The sequence below is a fragment of the Flavobacterium sp. RHBU_24 genome, from assembly GCF_046613695.1.
In the GTDB taxonomy this organism is placed as follows: domain Bacteria; phylum Bacteroidota; class Bacteroidia; order Flavobacteriales; family Flavobacteriaceae; genus Flavobacterium.
This window is the reverse complement of record NZ_JBKJHD010000020.1, coordinates 1-22,764: the sequence shown is the minus strand read 5'-3', so window position 1 is coordinate 22,764 and position 22,764 is coordinate 1. Positions and strand designations below refer to the sequence as shown.

Sequence of the window (22,764 nt, the reverse complement as noted above, 5' to 3'; positions counted from 1 at the left end):
TTTTAAAATGCAACGTTTAATCCTAAAGAAAATATCCTAGTAACAGGGTACACATTATTATCAATGCCGTTTACCGATACTTCCGGGTCAAAACCTTTATAATCCGTTATCGTAAATACATTCTGTGCCGAAAAATAAATTCTGGCTGACGAAAACATATTTTTAAAGGTTTCTTCAGGAAATGTATAGCTCAGGTTAATGTTTTTAAGCTTCAGGTACGAACCGTCTTCGACAAACCTGCTCGACACCCTTGCATTACTGTTAGGGTCCCCGTAAACCGCCCTTGGCATCGTATTAGAGGTCCCCACTCCGTTCCAGCGGCCAAGGGTTTCCGTTGTTTGGTTGTTTACGATAGACATGGACTCAGTATACATGCGGTTGGCATTATAAATATCATTGCCATAGGTACCCTGGAAATAGATGCTCAGGTCAAAATTTTTATAAGAGAAAGTATTGTTCAGCGAGTAAGTGAATTTAGGATTCGGATTGCCAAGGAACGTCCTGTCTTTATCATTAATAATCCCGTCGCTATTGAGGTCCTTAAAGCGAATGTCTCCCGGCGCTGTGCTCGTAGCGGGGTTGGTCCCCGGCATTTGTACCGCGTGGCTGTTGACATCAGCCTGTGTCTGGAAAATGCCATCGGCTACATACCCGTAAAATACATTTACCGGGTATCCTGCCTGTATTAACGATATGCTGCTGTTAAGCCCGGTGCTCCCTGTAATTATTGGGGCATTGCCGTTAATGCTTTCAACCTTATTTTTATTATAGGAGAATACAACATCGGTACCCCACTGAAATTCCCCGGTGAGGTTTTTTGTGGAAAGCGAAAGTTCAATGCCTTTGTTAACAATTTTACCTGCATTGATTGAAGGCACATAAATATCGGAATACCCTGATGTTACCGGCACCGACATAGGCACAAGCATATCATTGGTATTCTTTACATAGGCATCAAAGGTCAGGTTGATACGGCTGTTACATAACGCGGCATCGAAGCCGGCGTTAAACTGCTCCTGCCCTTCCCATTTTACATTCGTATTAGGTAGGACAGTAGGTACTACAGCGCTAACATAGCTGTTGTTGAAGTTGTACAGCACTGTATTATAAGCAGACGAAAACGCGTAGTTGCCAATCTCCTGGTTACCGGTAATACCATAACCCAGGCGCAGTTTAAGGTCGTTTACCGCGGTAACTTTTTCCATAAATTTTTCGGATGATATCCTCCAGGCAAGTGCTGCCGAAGGGAACCAGCCCCATTTGTTTCCCTGCCCAAATCGTGATGAGCCGTCGCGGCGGATGGTACCCGTAATGTAGTACTTGCCGTCATAGTCGTAATTTGCCCGGCCCAAATAAGACATCAAGGCCCATTCTGACGCATTGCCGCCTACGGTAGGTTGCAATGTGCCGTTGTCAATTTGCTGCGTGTTGTCGCTGGCAAATTTTTGTATCGACCCGTTAAGGAAGTCATACTTATTTTGTTGGGCGCTGCTGCCTAATACTGCATTTACGTGGTGGTTACCAAAGCGGGCGTCGTAGGTAACGGTATTATCCCACAGCAAGGTAATACTCCTGTTGGTAGCCTGGGACAGGTAAGAGTTCGCCTGTACATCCGATCCCCAGGAATATTTAGGCGACCAGGTGCGGTCAAACCAAAAGTTTGCCTCAAGCCCGCCAAGCGATTTGAAGGTAAGGTTCTTAAGTAAAGTAATCTCGGTAAAAATATTGCCCTGGAGATTATAGCCTTTGGTCGTGGTCGCTACCCTTTTGGCCTGCCCTATAGGGTTTAGTATATCGCCGGAGTAAAGTGGGTTTCCTGTAGGTCCTGTGTAGTTGCCGGTATCGTCGGTAATGCTTTGGGTAGGATTGGCAAGCAGCGCATTTTGTATATTGTAATCGCCACGGCTTTTGATATCATGCGCCAGCTTGAGGCTGTTGCCAAATTTAATATGCTCATTAAACCTTGTATCACTGTTGAACTGTACAATAAAGCGCTCATAGTCGGTACCCAAGACAATACCTTTCTGCTTAAAGTAATTGGTTGATACGTACAGGTTTGATTTTTCGCTCTTGTTCCCATAGGACAATGTATAACTCGACATCAATTCAGGATTAAACAACGCCCCGACCCAGTCTGTACCTTTGCCCAGGGTTGCGGGATCCGTCCATGCCGGGTTCGGCGTCAGCCCGCCGTTGGTAAGCATATCATTATTAAGGGCTGCAAATTGCGATGCGTTCAGCACATCAACCATATTAGCGGCATTCTGTATACCCGTAAACGTATCAAAGGTAAGGGTGCTTCCCTCCTGTTTGCCTCCACGCTTCGTGGTGATAATTATAACGCCGTTAGCGCCGCGGGCCCCGTATATAGCCGTAGAAGAAGCATCTTTAAGTACGCTGATCGACTCCACGTCGTTCATGTTTACCTGGTTAAGCCCCCCGTTCAGGGGCATACCATCTACCACAATAAGCGGGTTGTTGTTCGTGATAGTTCCTGTACCGCGCACACGGAAAGTCACATTACTGCCCGGCTCCCCCGAGGTTATGACCTGCACGCCTGCCGCACGGCCCTGCATAGCCTGACCGATATCTGCGACAGGCTGGTTTTTGGTTTTATTCAGGTCGATCGTGGCTACCGCGCCGGTAAGGTCTTTGGTACGCGCTTTCCCGTATCCAATTACCACAATGTCTTCAAGTGTAGTAGCTTCTGTTTCCATCTGTACTTCAATCAAAGCACCGGTAGCCGGAACAATTTGTTCCCTGTATCCGATAAAGGATACAACCAACACCGGATTTGCTGTAGTAAGGGTAAGCGTAAATCTACCTTCGCCATCGGTCGTGGTGCTGTTTGTAGTACCTTGTTCTACCACGGAAGCTCCCGGTAATGGCTGGTGTTTTTCATCATATATAATACCCGAGGCATTTTGTGATTGCGCAGGATTTTGAAATACCCTGAGATCCGCATGGGCGAAACAAGGTACTACATTGGACAACCCTACCAGCAAAAAAAGCCGTAGCAAAACCTTTAAGGGAGGCTTCCTGGTTCTGTCAATTTGTAATGTTAATCTCATCTGTGTTCTTTGTTTAAAATTTGGGTTAGCGTTGCCGGCAAAACAAAGGAACAAAAAACGGGAAACTAAAAACGGCTCACGAAAAGCCGTCAAGAAAAATCAAGACATACAACGGTCTATTGAAAAATTAAATATTTGATTAACAAAACATTAAATTTACTACAACGTTTTAAAGCATATAGATTTTTAAACCGCTAAAATCAGCCGATCTGCCGCCAAAAAGAAGAATTCGATAATTTTCAAGAAACAAAAATGTTGATTGTGTAAATGAATTCAGAAAAAACTAGGATGCCGGGTAGGCGGTTTGTCAGGTTTTTATCGTCGTGTTTTTTAATAGCCTTTTATCAAAGTCTTCATTTTCTACCACGGAACGGTTTCTGATTCTTGTTTTGTAGGTATAAATGGAATTAACTGAGTAACCCAAAATCTGCGCTATTTTTTCATTATGGGTAATTCCCAGCCGTATCAATGCAAAAATCCTTAGCTCCTTATTTAATATCTGGCTTTCTTTCAGGCTTATTTTTTCACCCTCTTTCATCAACGCGTTGAATTCGGTAATAAAATTAGGAAACAGGCTGATAAACGCAGTATCAAAATTATGGAGCAGTTTTTCCTTTTCCCTTTTTAAGTCATAACGCGATATTCGGGATTTAGCCTTAGCGGGATTGCCGGTATCTATATCTTGCCCGATGTTTGAAATAAATTCATTAAACTTCTCAAAAATATCATCGTATTGTGTGAAGAAAAAGCCCAGATACTCTTCCTTTATCGTATTTGCTTCGAACAAACGGCTGTTAATTAACTCTATTTCCTTATTGCGGGTGCTTACCTGCTCGTTAACTTTTAGCAGTTGACCATTTATTTGTTCCAGGTCGTTGTGTGCGTCTGCAATAACTTTCCGTGCTTTTTTAATTTTCTCATATTGCCTGAATATAAGTATAAAGAAACAGATAAGCACTACCGAAAATGCAATCGCTGCGATGTATTGCACATACAACCTCTTTTTTTCCCGCTCCACGTTCTCAACGATTTCCTTTTCAATAAGCGGCAAAATCGCACCAACCTGCAATTTTCGTTGCTGGGCGCCGTAGAAGAGAGCATCATCGTAGGCTTTGCGTATAATCCATGAAGCGTCCTCCAACGCTTTTCTCTTAAATAAAAGTTCGGAAAGCCTGATAAGCGCCAGGGATTCTTTCGTTGAAGTTTCGACATCCGTGATGGCCGCCTTGGCATAGTAGTCAACAGCAGCGGCTTGCCTGCCTGATTCATTACATAGTTCCCCTAACATGTAGTTAACGAGTGCCTCATCACGCTTACCGGGGCGTGTTTTTAATAATGCCTTAAATGCGGTCTCAGCGTCTTTGCTGTCACCATCTTTATATTCATTAAATGCTTTAAGGAAGCCATTAAAAAAAGTACCTTCCGCTGTGAGTGAAAGCGCCTTAATACGACTCGCGCGCGCCAGGTTGTTATATTTTTTGCTGAAATAGGGTATGCTGCTGTATTCGGCCATATCGCTATAACAGCGACCCAGTAACCCGTAATATAATGATCCGTTACCGTCGTCGATATCCTCATGCGGTACCGAAAAAAGATAGTCAAGCCCCTCTTTATACATACCGGCGGAAACACTTATATTCGCCAAATTTATATTGGCACGCTCGCTATAGGAGTTGTCAGCAATCTTCTCGGCTATGGCTTTTGTCTGCATGGCATAGTTAAATGCCGAGTCCCGTTTAAACACGCTATATTGGTCAAAAAGCTGCTGTGTGACATCAAATTTCCTCCTGTAATCTTCTTTGGAAATGTGGGACAAAACATTTTTTAAGCTGTCGATAGAATTAATTTTACGGGCGTCATAAACTGCAGCCGAACGCGTCGCGACCATTAACTTTTGAAGATAGTTACTTTCCTGGCCTCTGGCCAAAATTGAAATTGTAAGTACCATCAAAGATATTAAGCGTTTTACTGCGTACCCTTTAAGAATCATTTGTGGATTTGTTTTTTTATCAGCCTATCCAAAGATATTTCAAATTATTCAATTTTAAAGTAAGGTATGAAAATAGTGGTTCGATCAGAATAAAAGCGACCCTGCACGGTTTGCTTGTGCTGTTTGCCCAGACATGGTTCGGCCCACGTTGGATCACAATATCGTCGGCTCCAACAACAGTCTCGCCACAATCCAGTGTATCATTGTCAGTTCTCCCTCGAACACGATTCCGTAATCGATGGTTTGGGTTCTGTGCATCAGCGGGTGCGGAGCCGTGGCTCCGGAGCCTGAGACATGCTCATCACTCATTGTCTTAAAGTGCTTGGCTGCGTCTTAGCCATGTCCTGATCTCCCCCTTCAGGAGGAAAATCGGTAACTCTGATGCGTGTGCCGTCTTTTGGGGCCTAATAAGAAAAAAGTTGATTCGATATGGGCAAACCTAATTTAGAATTATCATTTTCGATTTGACCCGATAAAATTCCTGATATCGGTCAGTGCCTGAACTGACTCCTTAGATCTGTGAAAATAGCCAAATATCCTTTTGTCCTTCGAACTATTTAAGTTTGGGCTTTTTGCTGAATTGGTTACTTTTGATAAAAAGATTCGCAAAGCAAAATGTAACCTGAAGTAACTCAAATATTCTATAAAAAAGGCTGCCAATAGGCAGCCTTTTTTAATTTTTCCTTGTCTCAAATTATTAGGTACTAACCTGCAACTAACGCCAGCCAAGCTGCGGGGCAACATGCTCTAAAATAGCAGAGAGTACATGGATATTATAATCTACACCAAGGGTATTAGGTATAGTCAAAAGCAATGTATCGGTTTCCTGTATAGCTTCATCTTTTGCGAGCTCTTCGATGAGCTTATCCGGTTCGTCAGCATAGCTCTTTCCAAAAATAGCACGTTTGTCGCTCTCAATGCATCCGAAACTGTCATCTCCCCTGCCCTGATGCCCAAAGTAATACCTATCCTGGTCGTTGACCAGTGCAAAGATTGAACGGCTTACCGAAACCCTTGGTTCACGCTGATGCCCTGATTTTGCCCACGCCTCCTTGTATAACCTGATCTGCTCTGCCTGCTGGATATGGAAAGGCTTGCCGTTCTCGTCATATTTTAATGTCGAGCTTTGCAGGTGCATACCATTTTCAGCTGCCCAGATAGCGGTAGCATTAGAGGCAGCGCCCCACCATATACGCTCGCGCAATCTCTGTGAATAAGGTTCCACATGCAGTAAGCCCGGCGGATTTGGGAACATCGGCTGTGGATTGGGTTCTGCGAATCCTATACCGTTGAGGCGTTTTAAAAATTCCAGGGCCTTTTTACGCCCCATATCTGCATCTGTTTCGCCTGCTTCAGGCTCGTAGCCAAAATAGCGCCACCCCTCAATAACCTGTTCCGGTGATCCCCTACTGATACCTAACTGTAAGCGTCCTTCAGAAATCAAATCCGCAGCACCGGCATCTTCCACCATATACAAAGGGTTTTCGTATCGCATGTCGATTACACCCGTTCCAATCTCTATCTTGCTTGTCTTTGCTCCAATTGCCGCCAGCAGAGGAAATGGAGAAGCCAATTGTTGGGCGAAATGGTGTACACGGAAATAGGCACCATCCAAACCCAACTCCTCAGCTCAACAGCAAGATCGATAGACTGAAGCAGCGTATCGCCCGCCATACGCGCCTGATAGGATGGATGATTGGCCCAATGTCCAAATGATAAAAATCCTATTTTTTTCATAGATTTGTTATTATATATCAAATATACGTATGATACTTAATTGTTTCGTTCTTTCATTATCTCAGAAAGTATAGCATAGGATTTGACCCTGTCCTCATGCCTGTGCATATTAGAAACAACCATGAGTTCGTCTACTCCTGTTTCCTTTAGAAATCTGTCAATTTAGTTAGCAACTGCTTCTTTCCTGCCAACAAAAGAATATTTAAGCATCTCTCGCACAGCCGGGTTATGCTGGATCATCATCAACTCGTCGGTCATTTCCACAGGTGGCTGCAAGGGCTCCCTTTTGCCTGTCAGTATTCCCAGGAACATTCTGATCAGGGAAGTAAAATTCCTCTCTGCCTCATCGTCTGTATCAGCGGCAATGACATTTACGCCCGCAATAGTATAAGGTTTATCAAGATATTCCGAAGGCTGAAATTCTCTCCTGTAGATATCCAGGGCTTCATGTAATAATCCTGTAGCAAAATGGCTTGCAAAAGCATAAGGTAATCCCATTTTTGCAGCAAGGTGTGCACTATCAAGACTGGAGCCTAAAATGTACAGCGGAATATCAATACCCTCAGCCACAACAGCACGTACCTGCGACCATTCATTATCAGTTGAAAAATACTTCTGAATCTCCTCAATATCACCGGGAAAATTATTTACTGCCTGCATTCTGTCACTACGTATGGCATGTGCCGTAATCTGGTCTGTGCCCGGTGCCCTGCCTAGTCCTAAATCAATTCGATTGGGATAAAGCCTGCCTAACGTACCAAACTGTTCTGCCACGATAAGCGGTGAATGGTTGGGCAGCATGATTCCGCCCGAACCTACCCTGATGGTTTTTGTATTTCCTGCAATGTGGCCAATAAGTAAAGACGTTGCCACACTGGCCACGTGTATCATGTTGTGGTGCTCTGCAAGCCAAAAACGGCTGTATCCCATCTTTTCTGCTTTTTGTGCAAGGTCTACGCTGTTCTTAAAAGTTTGCTCCATCGTGATTCCACTCGACACAATAGCAAGTTCCAATATTGAATAGGCTACTTTTTTATTTATAGTTTCCATAATATGTTATTCACCTCTAAGCGTTTAATTGATTAAGATGCTTTAGCTTATCAAGATCGGCATCTTTGGAAAACCGATCGAGGATAAGTTTTAATTTGGGGTTTATATAAAGTTCGCAAAAAGGCTTTTGCGGATTGCTAAAATAATAATCCAGCAGTTCTTCCCTGCTGCGGTTGAATCTCCCGTAAGGTAATACCTGAGTGATAATAAGGCCGTTAAATTCGGATTGTAAAACCTTAATGGCGTCCCGGGCTAATAATGCGTCACGATCATCAAATGTGTAGATTGCCGAACGGTATTTATCCCTCATAGCATGTTGTGAGGTGCTGCTGTGCGTATACAGGTGAATGGCGATAAGCGTAGCAAAAGAAATAATATCGTCATCATACTCGATAATCACTCCTTCAGAAAAAGACGAATTACCCTCAATTGAGGCAATCCACCCTTGCTGAACAGCCTGAACACCTTTTAGAGAGGAAAATACTGCCTCAGTACACCAGTGGCATCCACCACCAAAGCCAGCCTCCTTAATCATTGCTATCTTTCTCCTCTTCCAATGCCTCTTTCAGCCTGCTTTTAAAAAGCTCCCTGAACTTCCTTAGTTTGGGATCAATAACCACCCGGCAATAGCCTTCCTGAGAATTATTGGCATAATAATCCTGATGGTAGTCTTCCGCCTTGTAAAAATAGTCCAGTGGTGCCACTTCTGTCACAAGAGGGTCGTCATATACTTCCTGTATTTCAGAAATAACTTCTAAGGCTGTACTTTTTTCGGCTTCATTCCTGTAAAAGATTACGCTTCTGTATTGTGTACCTGTATCGGCACCCTGCCTGTTAAGTGTTGTAGGATTGTGTGTACTGAGGTGTATGCGAAGCAAGTCAGCATACGATATTTCTTCAAGGTTATAAGTGACCTCTATAACTTCGGCATGACCGGTCAGGCCGCTGCATACTTCCCGGTAAGTCGGTTTAGCAATTTTTCCTCCACTATACCCACTTTCCACTTTTTTAACCCCTTTCAGCTGACTAAATACTGCTTCAGTACACCAAAAGCATCCTCCTCCAAAAGTAGCCTTTCTTTCGTTGCATTCTACCTTTTTAATGGCAACAGCATTCATACAATACCTTAGACCGGTAGGTTCAGGCCCATCAGGAAAAACATGTCCTAAATGTGCATCACAAGTGTTACATAGGGCTTCAATGCGTACCATCCCGTAGCTTAAATCCTTATGGTAGGCAATGGCATTTTCAGCAGCAGGCTGGCTAAAAGATGGCCACCCCGTACCGCTTTCAAATTTTTCATTGGCATCAAAAAGCAATGTGCCACAGCACACACAAGCATATTTCCCAGGTTCAAACAAGGAGCACATCTCTGAACTGTGCGCACGCTCGGTACCTTTTAACCGGGTAACCCTGAACTCTTCAGCCGAAAGGAGTTCCTGCCACCCTTCATTGGTCTTTACAACCTTTTTTTCGGGAACGGGACCACCTGTTACGGCAAACCGCATTATATCAATCCATTTTAGCATTTAAATTTCCTTTCATTAATGTACCAACCGATATTACAGTTATAAAAAGCATGCCAAACATAAAGTAAGTAATTAGCTAATCAAAATCAGCCCTTTTGTCATGTAAAGGATTATATTTAGTCACAATGATGCTTGAAATATTTTTAATCTCGATATCGCGCTGCACCATTACCCATTTGTCAATTACCAAGATTCCTTTTCCAATGCCATATGCAGAGAGGCCGCCATTAGTCGCATGGGCCAGGTTGTAGTTGATAAATTCGGTCAGATTGGTTTTACCCGAACCGTTCTTTCCAACTATTGCGGTAACACCGACGATATTTGCCCTAGGGCAGGATGCCGCTGCACTCCCTGGCAGGTCATTTTCTCAAACTGTAACGATGTCGGATTAGGCATTTCCCGGCAAGAAAAGGGGCAAAAAGGGCAGCTAAGTTATCAAGATTTTTGAAAGGGCGTGCGCATAATGGCTACGCCACCCCACAAGGCGGACTTATAGCCCGTCCTTTCAAAAATCCTGCTGGCCACTTGCTTTCTTTTTTCCCCTTTTTTCTTTTGGAAAATGTTTATGTGTGGGGTTGTAAAAGAATTCTTACTGGATTGTACAACTTAAATCAATGCGTATGGAAATTACAGGAAGGCTGACACGGGACGCAAAAGTGAGTTCCTTCAGCGAAAAAGAGGTCGTGAATTTCTCCATTGCGGTAAACGACCGCTACAAGGACAAAGAAGGCAACAAGGTGGTGCTGACGGAATTTTTTAACTGTTCGTATTGGCGCACAGCAAAGGTAGCACCCTACCTGCTCAAAGGCGGGATTGTGGAAGTATCGGGGCGCGTGAGTGCAGGGGTGTATACGGGCAATGACGGGAAACCCAAAGCTTCACTCAATGTAAATGTGAACAACATCAAATTCCACGGCAGCACGCCACGGGGCGTGGAAACCATCGCCTTGCACAACGCGGAAATTATGGACAACGGGCAACAGGGCAATGACGAGCCACACGATGACCTGCCCTTTTAAAACCGATACAAAGCGATGGAAATACAACTCAAAACCTATACCGCACGCCTGTGCCATGACATCGGCACAGTTACACTGAGTACAGTAGCTAAAAGCCCGGAGCAGGCAATAACACAAATCGCAGCAGCCGAGGGCTGCCCCACCCATGCGGTGGTACTCGTTTAATTCTTAAAAACTAAAAAAATCATGGGACACAACCTTAATTTCAACGAGCAGACCGGAGAATATTCATTCTTCAGTGTGCAGCAAAAAGCATGGCACGGGCTGGGGCAAACCGTAAGTGATTACCCCACGAGCGCAGCAGCCATAAAATATGCGGGGCTGGATTATGAGATCGCCAAAGCCCCCAATACCCATAACCTACCAAGCGGCAACAGCATCGAATCGAAAAGCAGCTTCTTTACCTACCGCACCGATAACGAAGCGGTACTGGGTGCTGCCGTAGGCAAAGATTATCACATCGTGCAGAACCGGGAAGCATTCTCCTTTTTTGACGCGATAGTGGGTGGCGGGGACGGCATCTTGTATGAAACCGCCGGGGCACTCGGGCAAGGGGAACGCATTTTCATCACCGCAAAACTACCGGGCTATATCCGCGTAGGTAACGGGGACGACATCACCGAAAAATACCTCTTCCTGACCACCGCCCACGATGGCTCGGGAAGTATTACCGCCGCCTTTACCCCAATCCGCGTGGTGTGCCAAAACACGCTCAATGCAGCACTCAAAGGGATGACCAATGTGGTGCGCATCAAGCACACCGCGGGGGCAAAACAGCGGTTAGAAGATGCCCATAAAGTGATGGGGCTTGCCGATACCCTGAGTGTGCAGTTAGAGGGGATTTTCAACAACTGGGCTTCGGTAAAAATCAGCGATGCCGAAGTGCGCAAACTCATCGAACTGGCACTATGCCCCAACAAGGAAACCTTTGACTTACTTAAAAAAGGGGCGCAGGATGAACTCTCAACACTTTTCAAAAACACGGTAAACAGTGCTTTTGCCTATGCCATGATGAGCGATACGCAGCAAACTGAAACCACAAAAGGGACACTCTTTGGCGCATACAACGCCGTGACCGGCTATTACCAAAACGTACGTACCTACAAAGACGGGGAAGCCAAACTGCAATCGCTCGTACTGGGCGGTACGGCGCAGGGCAAGGCACAAAGCGCATTTGACCTGTGCGGTGAATTTGCACGCTCGGGTGCGGATATTTTTAAATTCAGCTAAATAACCCGGCGGCTGCCCTCTGGCAGCCGCCGTAAATACAACTGTTGCAGCTAATTGCTACAGCGCCACGGTGAAATTTGATGGGGATGATGAGCCTAATCAAATATAGCTGAGCGCCCCATTTGCTCCCTGACGCTTTCTAAGGTATTATTCACGTACAGCATCGTAGTTTTAATACTGCCATGACCCATCAGCCTGCTTAAGGTGAAGGCATCAATCCCTGTAGTAGCCATCACACTCCCAAAAGAATGCCGCGACAGATGAAAGTGCAGGTTCAGCTCAATACCGCAAAGTTTCGCGATATGCTTTAGACAGTGGTTACGCAACCTTTTAAAAGCGAGAAAAAAACTGCATCCCACAAAGCTATGGGCGCTTGAAATAAAATCCTCTCACAAGGCCGCAGCCTTATGATGGGAATTTCTACCTTTACTATAGCCCACCTGTAACGCGGGCGGCACCTACTCCCCTTCCAGCTCCTGCAACTTGCGTTGCAACACCGCCTTGTCGGGAAGCTGCATCTTGTACTCCGCCACCATCGTGGGCGAAAGGCTGCGGTTCAGGGCATATTCCACCACTTCGTTATCTTTACCTTTGCACAGCAATATCCCTATACTGGGATTCTCATGGGGCTTCTTTACATCCCGGTCGAGGGCTTCTAGGTAGAAATTGAGCTGCCCGGAATGTTCCGGGCGGAACTTTTCGGTCTTAAGCTCGAAAGCGACCAGGCACTGCAACGAACGGTGGTAAAACAACAGGTCGATGTAAAAATCACTGTGCCCCACCTGAAGCTTGTATTCCTGTCCCATAAACAGGAAATCCCTGCCCAGTTCCAATATAAAATCCTTCATCTGCCGGATAAGCCCCCGCTGCAAATCCCGCTCGTTATAGGGTTCTTTCAGGTCTAAGAAATCAAAAACATAACTGTCCTTAATCGCGCCAGAAACCTGTGGATGAATTTCTCTCAACACTGTTGAGACTTTTTGGCTGCTAAGCATCGTACGCTCAAAAAGCCCTGCCGAAATCTGCCGCTCCAGCTCCCGGAAACTGTACTGCTCCGCCCGCGACATCCGCAGGTAAAACTCACGCTCTTCAGGGGTTTCACAACGCGAAAAAATGGCCAGGTTGTGCGACCAGCTGATTTCTCTCAACAGTGTTGAGAGTTTTGGCATATCGCGGTACGCTTCGTAAAACTGACGCATCCGCCAGAGGTTCTTATCCGAAAACCCTCTGAGCCCCGGCTGGCCTTTGGCAAGAAATTCTGCCAACTCTTTTACTACAGACTGCCCCCAATCCGCCGCCTCAATCCTTTCATTGATGTACCGGCCAATATTCCAGTACAAATCAATCAATGCTGTATTGACCGCTTTAAGCGCCTGGTTACGCGACTGCGTTATCAGCGTCGCCACTTCTAAAAATTGTTCCTCCCGCTCCATCTTGATTCATTTTTGTAATGCTAAATTAAAATGTTGGGATGGGCTATCCAATCCTAGCTAAATTTTGCATAGGATGGCACCGGGAGTTCGAATTTCAAAGTTCATTCTAAAGAACTATTATCAACAGATTCCGATGATGACTCAAAAATGAGCTGGTCTATCTACCTTGTTGTAGGCATACCAACGGCCAATAACGTACATAAGCGTACTCAAGAACAGTAACACAACATATTGCCATGTGATTACCGGTAAGGTGCCCACCAAATTGTCCACATTAGAGAATCTTCTAATTCGGTAGCAGATAAGTAACCAAACAGGATATTAAACAAAAAATGTTGAAACATCGGCAATATTAGGCTGCTATTTGTAACCGTATTTTGTGGTTACCATTTTATCTTGACTTTACTGTTACCCGAGAGCATAAATTCCATAAATTCAGTATTCGGATTGCCACCCGGTTGTATTGTATCACCATCATTTTCGCTGTGTACTGTAACCTTCGGCAGTTTTGCACCAGGCTCAATAGGCAAGATGACCATCCTGAAGCGCAGCTGCCCGTCACCACGGGTAAAGAAATGCAGTGTATTATCTCTTACCGTAAAACCTGTGGCCGGATACTCATTAAATACCATAAAACCGGCTTTCTCTACTTTGTGATAGTGCCTTGGTACAATACCAAAAGCAATCCCGGCGCCATACACTTCCTGGCCTACCTGGCCCGAACGGTTCCACCCATCCTGCAGGTCTTCCAGGGCAATCCATAAATTAGGGTCTACCTCCCCGGTCTTAATGTCTTTTTTCTCGGCTAGTACTTCAGGGGGCAGCATAGGCGGGTAATAATAGATAACCCTGTTTATAATGTAACGCACACATTCGGCCAGCAGTAACCGTACCGAAGGCAGGACCTCATCCACACCGTCTGCTTCCTTGAGATACCAATGGATGCCAGCAAGCACCTCCTGCTCTTCATAGGCCGCTGTATACGGTGCATCGTTTAAGGGGTATACTGCAAAGAACGTTGGATAATGCTGTGCATTGCCGTAATCGCTTTCCCAAAGCTGTACGTTTTTCAGTATACCCGCAATGCATAGGTAACTCAGGTTTAAATACAGTATATCGCCTGTTTCCTTATAAAGCCGTAGCAGCGCACCCGCCGCAAAGGAAGTATTGTTGGCCTGGTAAAAAATATCAAAGCTTAGTCCGTCGAGCTTTTTTGCGGCTTTCACTGCTTCATCAAAATACTTTTTATCTGCGGTAAGTTGCCACACCTGCAGCATCAAATGGGCATACGCGCCCGGTACATCCTTTTCGCCACCCTGGCCTTCCTGGGTTTCCCTTTTCAGCACCTCAAGGGTTGCCATTTTATAAAATACCGGCCAGTCATAATTAAAATGACGGGCCACGCTGATTACATAATCAATGGAATCCAGCACCAGTTTCCTGGCTAGGGCATCGCCATCGAGCGCAAGGCGCGATAAGTTCAGTAGTGGATGGTGCAGGTACCACGAGTCCATAACCTCGGGCTGCTTTTGCTCTTCGCTCCAGTCAAGGTTTTGCTCCAGGGCAGGCAGCCAGCGCACGATGGTCTTTAGGACCGGGTCGTAGAAATTCTCAAGCCCGTTATGCAACGTTTCAATTACAGGGCTATGGTCTTCGCCACTCCATTTGTCAAAATCGAGCAGCGGCAAAAGTACTGCCAGCTGCACCATACTTTCCGGGGGCGACTTATAATCGCAGACGTAGGCATTCAGGTAGCTCCTGCCGTCGGCAAATTTCCAGCATCCCTTATGCTCCTGCAGGTCATTCAGCCCCTTATGCAACACATCGATCCAGTCATGGTATTTCGTATCCGGTTTGGGAAGCAACAGGTATATATCGGCTAAGTGGTTGATGAACTGTTGGCATACTTGGTAATTATCTGCTGGAAGATCGCCACTCAGCTTTATAAACGCATCTGAAATAGTATATTCCTGATCCTTTTTCAGTGGCTTATTTACCGTTGTTACCGGCAGCTTCATGCCAATTTCCGGCCAGTCGCCCCCGACAAGGTCACCTGCCGAAGTTTCGGTATCAGTACAGAATTTATTCAGTGCCGTCAGGTTTTGGAAGTAAAAAACCGAGCCCGTAGCGGGCTGCTCCTGGGTAAAGAATAAATTTCCGGAACGCGAGCCTACCTGCGCGGCATGGACTGTGCCTTTAGTGTTTTGGACCCGGCCTTTCTTTTTAAATAGCGGCATGATATCCCGTGGCCAATACGGTATTAAAAGGTCAAATGCAGGGGTTAAGGTTGTACTGAACCTGAATATCGGTTTATCACCACCGGGAAAGGACAGCGTAACCTTTTGGATACAGGTGTTTCCTTTAAGCACAAATAGGACATCGTCATTGGTTTCGGTTTGGGATTCCAGTTCAAGCGGGTCACCTGCGGTGTACGCAGCCCTAAAAGCTATGCGGCCACCTCCGGGCCACATGGCCAGGATCCAAAGGCAAAAATCAGACTTCACAACATTAATGGAATAATCGTTAAGTTTCTTCCCGAAAAGTAACGTACCACTCTCCAGGCTATCCTGTGCAGCAGCAGTCCATGCAGAGATTGGTTTCATATTGTAAGATTTGATTATGTATTATGCATTTAAATTATCTGAAGGTGTGGCCTTATCTTCAGGTCGACCACATCACACCGCCACGGCAAGGCAAGGCAATACCAAACGCTTATAGCGATATCGTCGGCCATGAGCATCTCCCCTTTCTCAATTAATTCCCGCTTTTCTTCTGTCGATTGGGGCTGCATATCGGTGTCCACAGCGCCGGGCTCAATTAAGGTAACTTTAATGCCCTGTTTGTTTACTTTTTTTCGCAAGGCCTCCGAAAAAGCCTGTATACCAGCCTTGGTAGCCACATACACCGAGCCCGTCTCTTCACGTACGTCGGCGCTCATGGACCCGATATTGACAATATGCCCTCTGCCATCCATGCGTTTTACTGCCTCGTCTGTACAGGCTATATAGGACAGCAGGTTGGTATTTACCACGCGCTGCCAGTCCTCATAATCGCCATCGTCTGTATTCCCAAAGGGAAGGGCGACATTATTGATCAGTATATCTACGGTTTTAAAATTAGTATCCACGGCTTCAAATACGGTTTTTATCCCACCACCGGTACTAAGGTCTGCAATAACATCAAACACTTCTCCCTCTGCAACCTTGTAGATATCGGAAAGGGTATCTTTTAAATGCTGCTCGTTTAAACCGACAATCATCACATTAGCCCCGAGTTTTGAAAGCATTAGTGCCGTCGCCCTGCCAATGCCTGTGGTTGCGCCGGTAATGAGAATACTTTTGCCCAACACCGATTCAGGTAAGTAATTGTTAAGTTTTTCAGTCATTACAGGTAGGTTTAGTTAGATGTATGTTCTCGATAAGTTAAATGTACAGCACATTGGTATCATAATTTTGTTAAAAAAAACTAAGTTTTTGTTAACTCCTTGTACGAACCCCTATCTTTACAATAATTCGAAGCCTAAAACAATACTATGATAAAAAAAGGGGACATACTCATAATTGAAGATGACGCAGATGACAGGGATTACATTGAGGAAGTGTTTACGGAATTGAATGTTGCAAACACCAGGAAATATGTCGCCAATGCCTACGAGGCCCTTGAGTATATCAAGGCACACAACAGTAAGCCTTTTATTGTCATATCCGATATCAATATGCCGATGATGAACGGGTTTGACCTGCGAAAAATCATTTTGGAAAACATTGAGCTTACAAAAAAATGTTCTCCCTATATTTTTCTGTCCACCTCAAATGATGCGGCATGGGTAAACAAAGCGTATGAGCTGGCAGTACAGGGGTATTTTCAGAAACCTTCCCTATACGAAGACCTCAAAAAAACAGTGCAGCAGATCCTTGATTATTGGAACAACAGCCTTACGCCTGTAGTATGACGGCCAGCCCACTAACAGCAGCTTGAAGGAGCATACGTTATCCGTATTTTTCTTTCCATTCTTTTTTCATAGCCGCATAGCACGTGTCAGATTCAGCACGTTTCCATTTGCCGTAAAAAACCTCCGCGGCAGCAGCTTTTTCTGCTTCTCCGTTACCACGTTCCAAGGGCATATAGTTATTTTCCTTGTCATATTTCTTTCCACCCTTGTAGTTGGCATAACGCCTGGCGCGCGTGTACCCCATCTGTAAGTACTTCCTTGCCATATCGGCCCCGACAAAATCTTCTTTAGCCAGGTAGTCATGAAAAAGCACCGTAATTTTTTCACTGCTTTCGGTGGCCGCCTCGACATCCTTAAAACGCCAATATTGGCCAATTTCGGTCTTATAAGGTTCGCATACCAAAACCCCCTGTTCACCCTTGCCGACCTTGTACAATTCCGGATGCTCCCGATAATCAATGTCAGGCTTCCACGGGTAATCTTTCTTATTAAAATTCAGGTAGCTCGGCTTATCCATAGTAATTATAACTTTACACCTTCGCGTCCTGCTCCCCCTCTTTTTGCAGTACTTCAATTTCCACCTTCTCTTTTTTAATGGCCTGGCGCAGCAACGCAAAAATACTCATGTAGAAATTAGCCGTAAATACCAGAGCAAAGCCCGCAATTAAATATCCCTTCCCTCCTGAAAGCAACAGTTGAAAATCTGACATTGCAAGGAAGGCGATAGTAACGTAATGGCTAAAGCAGTACTCACAGGTGAAGAGATAAAAGAATTTCCTTTGAAGCAAGGTCTTCGAGTTCTTACTGCAATTCACGCAATATTCCCTTGGCTCCCGGAATACCTCTTCATGGGTAACCGTCCAGGCAACGCACGCAATGGGTAGGGCAAGTACAAAAAGCCAGATAAGTTGGGTAGTGAGTGCCATGGTCAATAATAGTAATGTAAGTGATTCTATACCTAAAGTTATGATAAAGCTGTTTTGCTTTTGCCTTAATTAAGCTAATTTTAAGTGAATTATAGCATTTACCATTATGGCCTTAGATAAATACAAGCAGAAAAGGGATGCCTCCAAAACACAGGAACCTTTTGGCGGCAAGAACAACGATGACCAGTTGCGCTTTGTCGTGCAAAAACATGCCGCCTCACACCTGCATTATGATTTCCGCCTGGAAATGGAAGGCGTGCTCAAAAGCTGGGCCGTACCCAAGGGACCCTCGTTAGATCCGGAGGTAAAACGCCTGGCCATGATGGTGGAAGACCACCCGTATGATTACCGCACTTTCGAAGGTATTATCCCACAAGGGCAATACGGCGGTGGCACGGTCATCGTATGGGATGAGGGCACTTATGAGCCGTATGAATCAAAAGCCAAAACCAAAAAAGAACAGGACAAAGCCTTGCGCGCGGGGCTGCACAGCGGCAAAGTAAAGTTCATCCTCAAAGGAAAAAAGCTCAAAGGGGCGTTTGCCCTCGTAAAGGCACACGGCCGTGGGGAGAACGGCTGGCTGCTGATCAAGCTTGACGATAGGTATACTACAACGGATGATGTGACTAAAAAAGACAAGTCTGTGGTTTCCGGGAAAACCCTTGACCAGGTGGCCGCTACCAGCAAAACGATTTATGGCGAAAAACCGGCTGAACCGCAGCAGGAGAAACTCGGGAAAAAAATGGGCAAAAAAGAAGCAAAACCGCGTGGCGGCACATCTGGTGCTGACACGCTGCTGAAAAAAGGCAGGCGCAGCAAAATGCCGGAGAAAATAAAGCCCATGCTGGCCACGCTCGTCAACGAACCCTTCGATGACCCCGGATGGACGTATGAGGTAAAATGGGACGGTTACCGCGCCGTAGCGTATATCAATAAGGGGAGTGTGGAGCTTTCCTCGCGTAACAACAAGCCTTTCACCGAAAAATATTACCCGCTGGTCGACGCCATGAAGGATTGGTCCATTAACGCTGTGCTCGACGGTGAAATCCTGGTAATAGGCAAAGACGGGAAAGCCAACTTTGGCGCCTTACAGAACTGGCGCAGCGAAGCCGATGGCGACCTGGTGTATTATATATTTGATCTGTTGTGGTGTGAAGGGAAAGACCTTGTGAACCTACCACTCTCTGAAAGGCAGGCAATCTTAAAAGAAATACTGCCGACCAACGATGACCATGTGCGCCTGAGCCAGGTATTTGCCGCAAACGGGCTGGAATTCTTTGAGGCTGCACGCAAAATGCAGCTTGAGGGTATCATGGCTAAGAAATCATCCAGTACCTACCACCCCGACTCACGCTCCAAAGACTGGCTTAAGGTCAAGGTAAACAAGCGCCAGGAAGTGGTAATTGGCGGGTTTACAAAAAATGAAGGCTCTTCAAAGACATTCAGTTCTTTGCTTCTTGGCGTATATGAAAAGGGAAAGCTGCACTACGTAGGGAAAGTAGGGACCGGTTTTAATGCAAAAACACAAAAGGAGATGATGGAACAGTTCAAGCCATTGGTTACCAATAAAATTCCTTTTTCCTCAGAGCTGGATGTAAACAAACCTTCCCGTTTCCGCCCTAACCCGCCCAAAGCTAAAGCAACCTGGCTGAAACCTGAACTCATTTGTGAGGTAAGCTTCGCCGAAGTGACCTCAGATGGTGTGTTCCGCCATCCCTCATTTGAAGGCATGCGTACCGATAAAAAAGCCCAGGATGTTGTAAGGGAAACAGCAGAAGATACAAAGGGAGCTACTGCTGACCCGATCGACCATAAAGCGGCATTAGTAGCCGCACCGAAACGAAACGGGAAACAGACCCTTTTAAACCCCACAGAAGAAAACCAGGTCAAGAAAGTACACGGGCATAACCTGAAGTTCAGCAACCTCAGCAAAGTCTATTGGCCCGAAGAGGGCTATACCAAGCGTGATATGTTCAACTATTACTACCAGGTGGCCGACTACATATTACCCCACCTCAAAGACCGCCCTTTATCGTTAAACCGTTATCCGGGTGGCATCCACGGTAAGAGCTTTTACCAAAAGGATGTCAAGGGAAAGGCGCCCGATTGGGCCAAAACATTTCCTTATAGCACCAGCGATGGTGAAGATAAGGAGTTTTTAGTGGGTAACAGCGAAGCTACACTGCTATGGATGGCCTCGCTGGGCTGTATTGAAATGAACCCTTGGTTTAGCCGTACGGCGCATCCCGATAATCCGGACTATTGCGTTATTGACCTTGACCCTGCAGACAAGACCACCTTTGAACAGGTGATCCAGGCCGCGCAGGAAGTCAAAAAAGTGCTGGATGCCCTGTCTGTTGCAAGTTATGTAAAGACCTCAGGGTCCACCGGCATCCATATTTATATACCATTAGGTGCGAAATACAGCTATGACCAGTCGCAGATGTTTGCCCGTTTATTGGTTTCAGTGGTGCACGAAAGGCTTCCTGATTTTACATCGTTAGAGCGAAAAATAAAAGACCGTGAAGGCAAAATGTACCTGGACTTCCTGCAAAACCGCCCAGGGGCTACCATTGCTTGTGCTTATTCGCTGCGCCCGAAACCGGGTGCTACCGTATCCATGCCGCTCCATTGGGACGAGGTTAGGAAGGGCCTTCAAATGAAAGATTTTACGATTAAAAACGCCCTGGCACGGATAAAAAGCGAAGGCGATCTTTTCGCCGGTACGCTGGACGCAGGTATCGATATGGAAAAGGCATTGGAAAAGACTAAAAGTCTATTGTATTAATATACGATGCACCTGGGTATTTCTTGCTTCTTTACGCAAGTCCTGCCCAACGTACTCGGCCAAGGTTCTCATAAATTTCGAGTTCGCAGCATAATATGCCTTGGATCCCGGCACGCGCATCCGATACGGCATGGCGGCAGCGCTCAAACATTACTCATTACCCGCGCCATGCATCCTACGACCGCCCGGCTTTCTTTATCTTCACTAGGCTTAGGCTATTTCACATCAATATTATCAAAATAGCGTACATATTTCAGGTTCGGGATGTTGTACCAGCCCTTACAGAGGGTTGTTTTTGTATTAGTTTTATTGCTTGGCTCTCAATCCGCCAGAAAAAGCCCTAAGGTCGGCAGCAAGCTGGTCCGGCTCTTCCATTGCCATAAAGTGGCCACCCGCCCCTATTTTTGTCCAGCGGATAGCGGCAAGGCGCAGCTTTAAATCGGCAAGCATTTCATCAGCAATATCGATTGTAAATGAATGTACCATATCTTGGCAAGATATAATTTATAAAAAACTGAACGTATATTTTATTACGGCTGCCCGCCCCCACCTGCCGCACCATATACCTGGCCTGTGGCATAGCTGGCATCATTAGCGGCAAGTTGCACGTAAATCGATGCAAGCTCTACCGGCTGCCCGGGCCTGCCCAATGGGGTGTCGCCGCCAAATTGTTTTAGCTTTTCCATGGTTGCACCGCCGCTTACCTGTAAAGGTGTCCAGATAGGTCCCGGTGCCACACCGTTTACCCGTATGCCTTTTGGCCCGAGTTGTTTGGCTAATGACTTCACATAACTGGTCGTGGCCGCTTTGGTTTGGGCATAATCATACAGCTCTGCGCTTGGGTCGTACGCCTGTTGTGAGGACGTACCAATTATGGAAGCGCCCGGCTTTAAGTGCGGAAGCGCCGCTTTTGTGATCCAGAATGGAGCATAAATATTGGTTTTCATGGTAGCATCAAAAGCTTCTGAAGTTATATCCAATATAGACTCCTGTGTTTGCTGACGTGCCGCGTTATTAACCAGTATATCCAGCCCGCCCAGTGCTTTCACGGCTTCTTCCACCAGTTTTTTGCAAAAGGTCTCATCACGCAAATCGCCGGGGATGGCTATCGCTTTACGGCCTTCGGCTTTTATAAGGGCAATTACCTCTTTAGCGTCCTCCTCTTCTGTGGGGTAATAATTAATCGCCACATCGGCGCCTTCGCGCGCATAGGCAATGGCAGCTGCCCTGCCCATGCCACTATCCCCGCCGGTTATCAGCGCCTTTCTTCCTTTAAGGCGGCCTGACCCTTTGTAACTTTTCTCGCCATGGTCCGGCCTCGGGTCCATTTTGCTGACCAGTCCGGGCCAGGGCTGGGTTTGTTCCTTAAAAGGGGGGCGAACATATTTTGTAGTAGGGTCTTCGGGTGCTGTTGCAGGGGTAGTATCAACATTTTCAAGACCGTTAGCCAGTGTGGGGCTTACGATGGTTGTAGCCAGTACCGCTCCTATGCTGCCTATAGCCTTACGGCGGCTCATTGTATTGTCTGTACTCATAATATTTCAGATTTAAATTTCATTTTAAAGGGTAACACAATAATTACTCCTCTTCTTTTGTAATAGCTTTAAGTATCGCGCCGGTTACTAATGCACCGGCAAGGTAGTAGCCCACCGTTAGCGCTTTTGTTTTCTGGCTTTTAGTGACAGGTTCCGGGTCAAGGCCTAAAGGTTCCGGCAACGTAACTGCCCCTATACCGCCCGAAAGGCCGTAAAATATAGCCCGTGTCCAGATGTGCTTATAGCTCCCACCGCCTATAAGGCTGTAGTATAACGCATTGCTAACCACATCGCCCGCAAGGGTAGCATTATATAACGTAGCATCATCATCTATTGACGTGCCCAAATAATTAAGTGATTTCTGAAGTGCTTCTTCGCCCACCAGGTCTACGCGTGGCATATCGCTGCCTTTCTTTTTCAGGCTTTCGTGGATTATGTTCAGTGCAATAGCGCCGCCTAATCCTGCTAACAAATTTTTTATCTTACTCATAATTTTATCACTAA

General features: G+C 45.9%; 20 protein-coding genes and 1 pseudogene. 5 read left to right on the top strand and 16 right to left on the bottom strand.

Annotated elements, in window-relative coordinates; genetic code table 11:
* Positions 1 to 2: 2 nt before the first annotated feature.
* The 7 genes and pseudogenes from ACLI09_RS15615 to msrA all read right to left on the bottom strand — a co-directional run bounded on the left by ACLI09_RS15615 (position 3) and on the right by msrA (position 9,377).
* Entirely contained in the window at positions 3 to 3,071 is a 3,069-nt protein-coding gene (locus ACLI09_RS15615) for a SusC/RagA family TonB-linked outer membrane protein (RefSeq protein ID WP_411420573.1), read from the bottom strand.
* A 307-nt stretch (positions 3,072 to 3,378) separates the two neighbouring features.
* Positions 3,379 to 5,019 (bottom strand): DUF6377 domain-containing protein, encoded by a 1,641-nt coding sequence (locus ACLI09_RS15610; protein WP_411420572.1) that lies wholly within the window; start codon positions 5,017 to 5,019, stop codon positions 3,379 to 3,381.
* Between the two features lie 757 nt (positions 5,020 to 5,776).
* Complete coding sequence (locus ACLI09_RS15605) at positions 5,777 to 6,634, bottom strand: LLM class flavin-dependent oxidoreductase (RefSeq protein ID WP_411420571.1); 858 nt, start codon at positions 6,632 to 6,634, stop codon at positions 5,777 to 5,779.
* Positions 6,580 to 6,798, bottom strand: a complete 219-nt coding sequence (locus ACLI09_RS15600; protein WP_411420613.1) for a hypothetical protein — start codon at positions 6,796 to 6,798, stop codon at positions 6,580 to 6,582. The genes ACLI09_RS15605 and ACLI09_RS15600 overlap by 55 nt, the downstream gene beginning before the upstream one ends.
* A 36-nt stretch (positions 6,799 to 6,834) precedes the next feature.
* Positions 6,835 to 7,848: pseudogene (locus ACLI09_RS15595) on the bottom strand (LLM class flavin-dependent oxidoreductase).
* Positions 7,849 to 7,864: 16 nt separating this feature from the next.
* The gene (locus ACLI09_RS15590) at positions 7,865 to 8,383 is read right to left on the bottom strand and encodes a peptide-methionine (S)-S-oxide reductase (protein ID WP_411420570.1); all 519 of its coding nucleotides are present in this window, start codon (positions 8,381 to 8,383) and stop codon (positions 7,865 to 7,867) included.
* On the bottom strand, positions 8,376 to 9,377 hold the full coding sequence (gene msrA, locus ACLI09_RS15585) for a peptide-methionine (S)-S-oxide reductase MsrA (protein WP_411420569.1): 1,002 nt from the start codon (positions 9,375 to 9,377) through the stop codon (positions 8,376 to 8,378). Before msrA ends, ACLI09_RS15590 begins: the two co-directional genes overlap by 8 nt.
* A gap of 620 nt (positions 9,378 to 9,997) precedes the next feature.
* On the opposite strand from msrA, the gene ACLI09_RS15580 reads away from it, so the two are divergent.
* The 3 genes from ACLI09_RS15580 to ACLI09_RS15570 are packed head-to-tail and all read left to right on the top strand — an operon-like array spanning position 9,998 to position 11,626.
* Positions 9,998 to 10,396 (top strand): single-stranded DNA-binding protein, encoded by a 399-nt coding sequence (locus ACLI09_RS15580; protein ID WP_411420568.1) that lies wholly within the window; start codon positions 9,998 to 10,000, stop codon positions 10,394 to 10,396.
* A gap of 15 nt (positions 10,397 to 10,411) precedes the next feature.
* Positions 10,412 to 10,561, top strand: coding sequence for a hypothetical protein (locus ACLI09_RS15575; RefSeq protein WP_411420567.1), 150 nt, complete (start codon positions 10,412 to 10,414; stop codon positions 10,559 to 10,561).
* Positions 10,562 to 10,582: 21 nt separating this feature from the next.
* The gene (locus tag ACLI09_RS15570; protein ID WP_411420566.1) at positions 10,583 to 11,626 is read left to right on the top strand and encodes a DUF932 domain-containing protein; all 1,044 of its coding nucleotides are present in this window, start codon (positions 10,583 to 10,585) and stop codon (positions 11,624 to 11,626) included.
* Positions 11,627 to 11,721: 95 nt separating this feature from the next.
* Here ACLI09_RS15570 and ACLI09_RS15565 read toward each other — a convergent pair whose 3' ends face one another.
* The 4 genes from ACLI09_RS15565 to ACLI09_RS15550 all read right to left on the bottom strand — a co-directional run bounded on the left by ACLI09_RS15565 (position 11,722) and on the right by ACLI09_RS15550 (position 16,444).
* Positions 11,722 to 11,985: a tyrosine-type recombinase/integrase gene (locus ACLI09_RS15565; RefSeq protein ID WP_411420565.1), complete on the bottom strand. Its 264-nt coding sequence runs from the start codon at positions 11,983 to 11,985 to the stop codon at positions 11,722 to 11,724.
* Between the two features lie 99 nt (positions 11,986 to 12,084).
* Positions 12,085 to 13,059, bottom strand: coding sequence for a PDDEXK nuclease domain-containing protein (locus ACLI09_RS15560; protein ID WP_411420564.1), 975 nt, complete (start codon positions 13,057 to 13,059; stop codon positions 12,085 to 12,087).
* A gap of 383 nt (positions 13,060 to 13,442) precedes the next feature.
* Positions 13,443 to 15,662 (bottom strand): hypothetical protein, encoded by a 2,220-nt coding sequence (locus tag ACLI09_RS15555; RefSeq protein ID WP_411420563.1) that lies wholly within the window; start codon positions 15,660 to 15,662, stop codon positions 13,443 to 13,445.
* Positions 15,663 to 15,691: 29 nt separating this feature from the next.
* Positions 15,692 to 16,444, bottom strand: a complete 753-nt coding sequence (locus ACLI09_RS15550) for an SDR family oxidoreductase (RefSeq protein ID WP_411420562.1) — start codon at positions 16,442 to 16,444, stop codon at positions 15,692 to 15,694.
* A 147-nt stretch (positions 16,445 to 16,591) separates the two neighbouring features.
* Here ACLI09_RS15550 and ACLI09_RS15545 point away from each other — a divergent pair, with 147 nt between their 5' ends.
* Positions 16,592 to 17,011: a response regulator gene (locus tag ACLI09_RS15545; protein ID WP_411420561.1), complete on the top strand. Its 420-nt coding sequence runs from the start codon at positions 16,592 to 16,594 to the stop codon at positions 17,009 to 17,011.
* Positions 17,012 to 17,048: 37 nt separating this feature from the next.
* On the opposite strand, the gene ACLI09_RS15540 is transcribed toward ACLI09_RS15545, so the two are convergent.
* Positions 17,049 to 17,528 carry a DUF4385 domain-containing protein gene (locus ACLI09_RS15540; protein WP_411420560.1) on the bottom strand — a complete coding sequence of 160 codons (480 nt, stop codon included), beginning with the start codon at positions 17,526 to 17,528 and terminating at the stop codon, positions 17,049 to 17,051.
* Between the two features lie 13 nt (positions 17,529 to 17,541).
* Positions 17,542 to 17,937, bottom strand: coding sequence for a hypothetical protein (locus ACLI09_RS15535; protein ID WP_411420559.1), 396 nt, complete (start codon positions 17,935 to 17,937; stop codon positions 17,542 to 17,544).
* Between the two features lie 106 nt (positions 17,938 to 18,043).
* Between ACLI09_RS15535 and ligD the strand changes: the two genes are divergently transcribed.
* Positions 18,044 to 20,725 (top strand): DNA ligase D, encoded by a 2,682-nt coding sequence (gene ligD / locus ACLI09_RS15530; RefSeq protein WP_411420558.1) that lies wholly within the window; start codon positions 18,044 to 18,046, stop codon positions 20,723 to 20,725.
* A gap of 306 nt (positions 20,726 to 21,031) precedes the next feature.
* Here the strand turns inward: ligD and ACLI09_RS15525 are convergent, their stop codons facing one another.
* The 3 genes from ACLI09_RS15525 to ACLI09_RS15515 form a co-directional block, all read right to left on the bottom strand.
* Positions 21,032 to 21,211: a hypothetical protein gene (locus ACLI09_RS15525; protein WP_411420557.1), complete on the bottom strand. Its 180-nt coding sequence runs from the start codon at positions 21,209 to 21,211 to the stop codon at positions 21,032 to 21,034.
* A 44-nt stretch (positions 21,212 to 21,255) separates the two neighbouring features.
* Positions 21,256 to 22,260 carry an SDR family oxidoreductase gene (locus tag ACLI09_RS15520; RefSeq protein ID WP_411420556.1) on the bottom strand — a complete coding sequence of 335 codons (1,005 nt, stop codon included), beginning with the start codon at positions 22,258 to 22,260 and terminating at the stop codon, positions 21,256 to 21,258.
* Positions 22,261 to 22,303: 43 nt separating this feature from the next.
* Positions 22,304 to 22,764, bottom strand: a 461-nt coding sequence (locus ACLI09_RS15515; RefSeq protein ID WP_411420555.1) for a hypothetical protein, incomplete at its 5' end; no start/stop codon positions are given.

Excerpts from the sequence above, each read along its gene's own strand:
- ACLI09_RS15615 (WP_411420573.1), bottom strand. The coding sequence starts at position 3,071 with ATGAGATTAACATTACAAATTGACAGAACCAGGAAGCCTCCCTTAAAG.
- ACLI09_RS15610 (WP_411420572.1), bottom strand. The coding sequence starts at position 5,019 with ATGGTACTTACAATTTCAATTTTGGCCAGAGGCCAGGAAAGTAACTAT.
- ACLI09_RS15600 (WP_411420613.1), bottom strand. The coding sequence starts at position 6,798 with ATGAAAAAAATAGGATTTTTATCATTTGGACATTGGGCCAATCATCCA.
- ACLI09_RS15590 (WP_411420570.1), bottom strand. The coding sequence starts at position 8,383 with ATGATTAAGGAGGCTGGCTTTGGTGGTGGATGCCACTGGTGTACTGAG.
- msrA (WP_411420569.1), bottom strand. The coding sequence starts at position 9,377 with ATGCTAAAATGGATTGATATAATGCGGTTTGCCGTAACAGGTGGTCCC.
- ACLI09_RS15580 (WP_411420568.1), top strand. The coding sequence starts at position 9,998 with ATGGAAATTACAGGAAGGCTGACACGGGACGCAAAAGTGAGTTCCTTC.
- ACLI09_RS15575 (WP_411420567.1), top strand. The coding sequence starts at position 10,412 with ATGGAAATACAACTCAAAACCTATACCGCACGCCTGTGCCATGACATC.
- ACLI09_RS15570 (WP_411420566.1), top strand. The coding sequence starts at position 10,583 with ATGGGACACAACCTTAATTTCAACGAGCAGACCGGAGAATATTCATTC.
- ACLI09_RS15560 (WP_411420564.1), bottom strand. The coding sequence starts at position 13,059 with ATGGAGCGGGAGGAACAATTTTTAGAAGTGGCGACGCTGATAACGCAG.
- ACLI09_RS15555 (WP_411420563.1), bottom strand. The coding sequence starts at position 15,662 with ATGAAACCAATCTCTGCATGGACTGCTGCTGCACAGGATAGCCTGGAG.
- ACLI09_RS15550 (WP_411420562.1), bottom strand. The coding sequence starts at position 16,444 with ATGACTGAAAAACTTAACAATTACTTACCTGAATCGGTGTTGGGCAAA.
- ACLI09_RS15545 (WP_411420561.1), top strand. The coding sequence starts at position 16,592 with ATGATAAAAAAAGGGGACATACTCATAATTGAAGATGACGCAGATGAC.
- ACLI09_RS15540 (WP_411420560.1), bottom strand. The coding sequence starts at position 17,528 with ATGGATAAGCCGAGCTACCTGAATTTTAATAAGAAAGATTACCCGTGG.
- ACLI09_RS15535 (WP_411420559.1), bottom strand. The coding sequence starts at position 17,937 with ATGGCACTCACTACCCAACTTATCTGGCTTTTTGTACTTGCCCTACCC.
- ligD (WP_411420558.1), top strand. The coding sequence starts at position 18,044 with ATGGCCTTAGATAAATACAAGCAGAAAAGGGATGCCTCCAAAACACAG.
- ACLI09_RS15525 (WP_411420557.1), bottom strand. The coding sequence starts at position 21,211 with ATGGTACATTCATTTACAATCGATATTGCTGATGAAATGCTTGCCGAT.
- ACLI09_RS15520 (WP_411420556.1), bottom strand. The coding sequence starts at position 22,260 with ATGAGTACAGACAATACAATGAGCCGCCGTAAGGCTATAGGCAGCATA.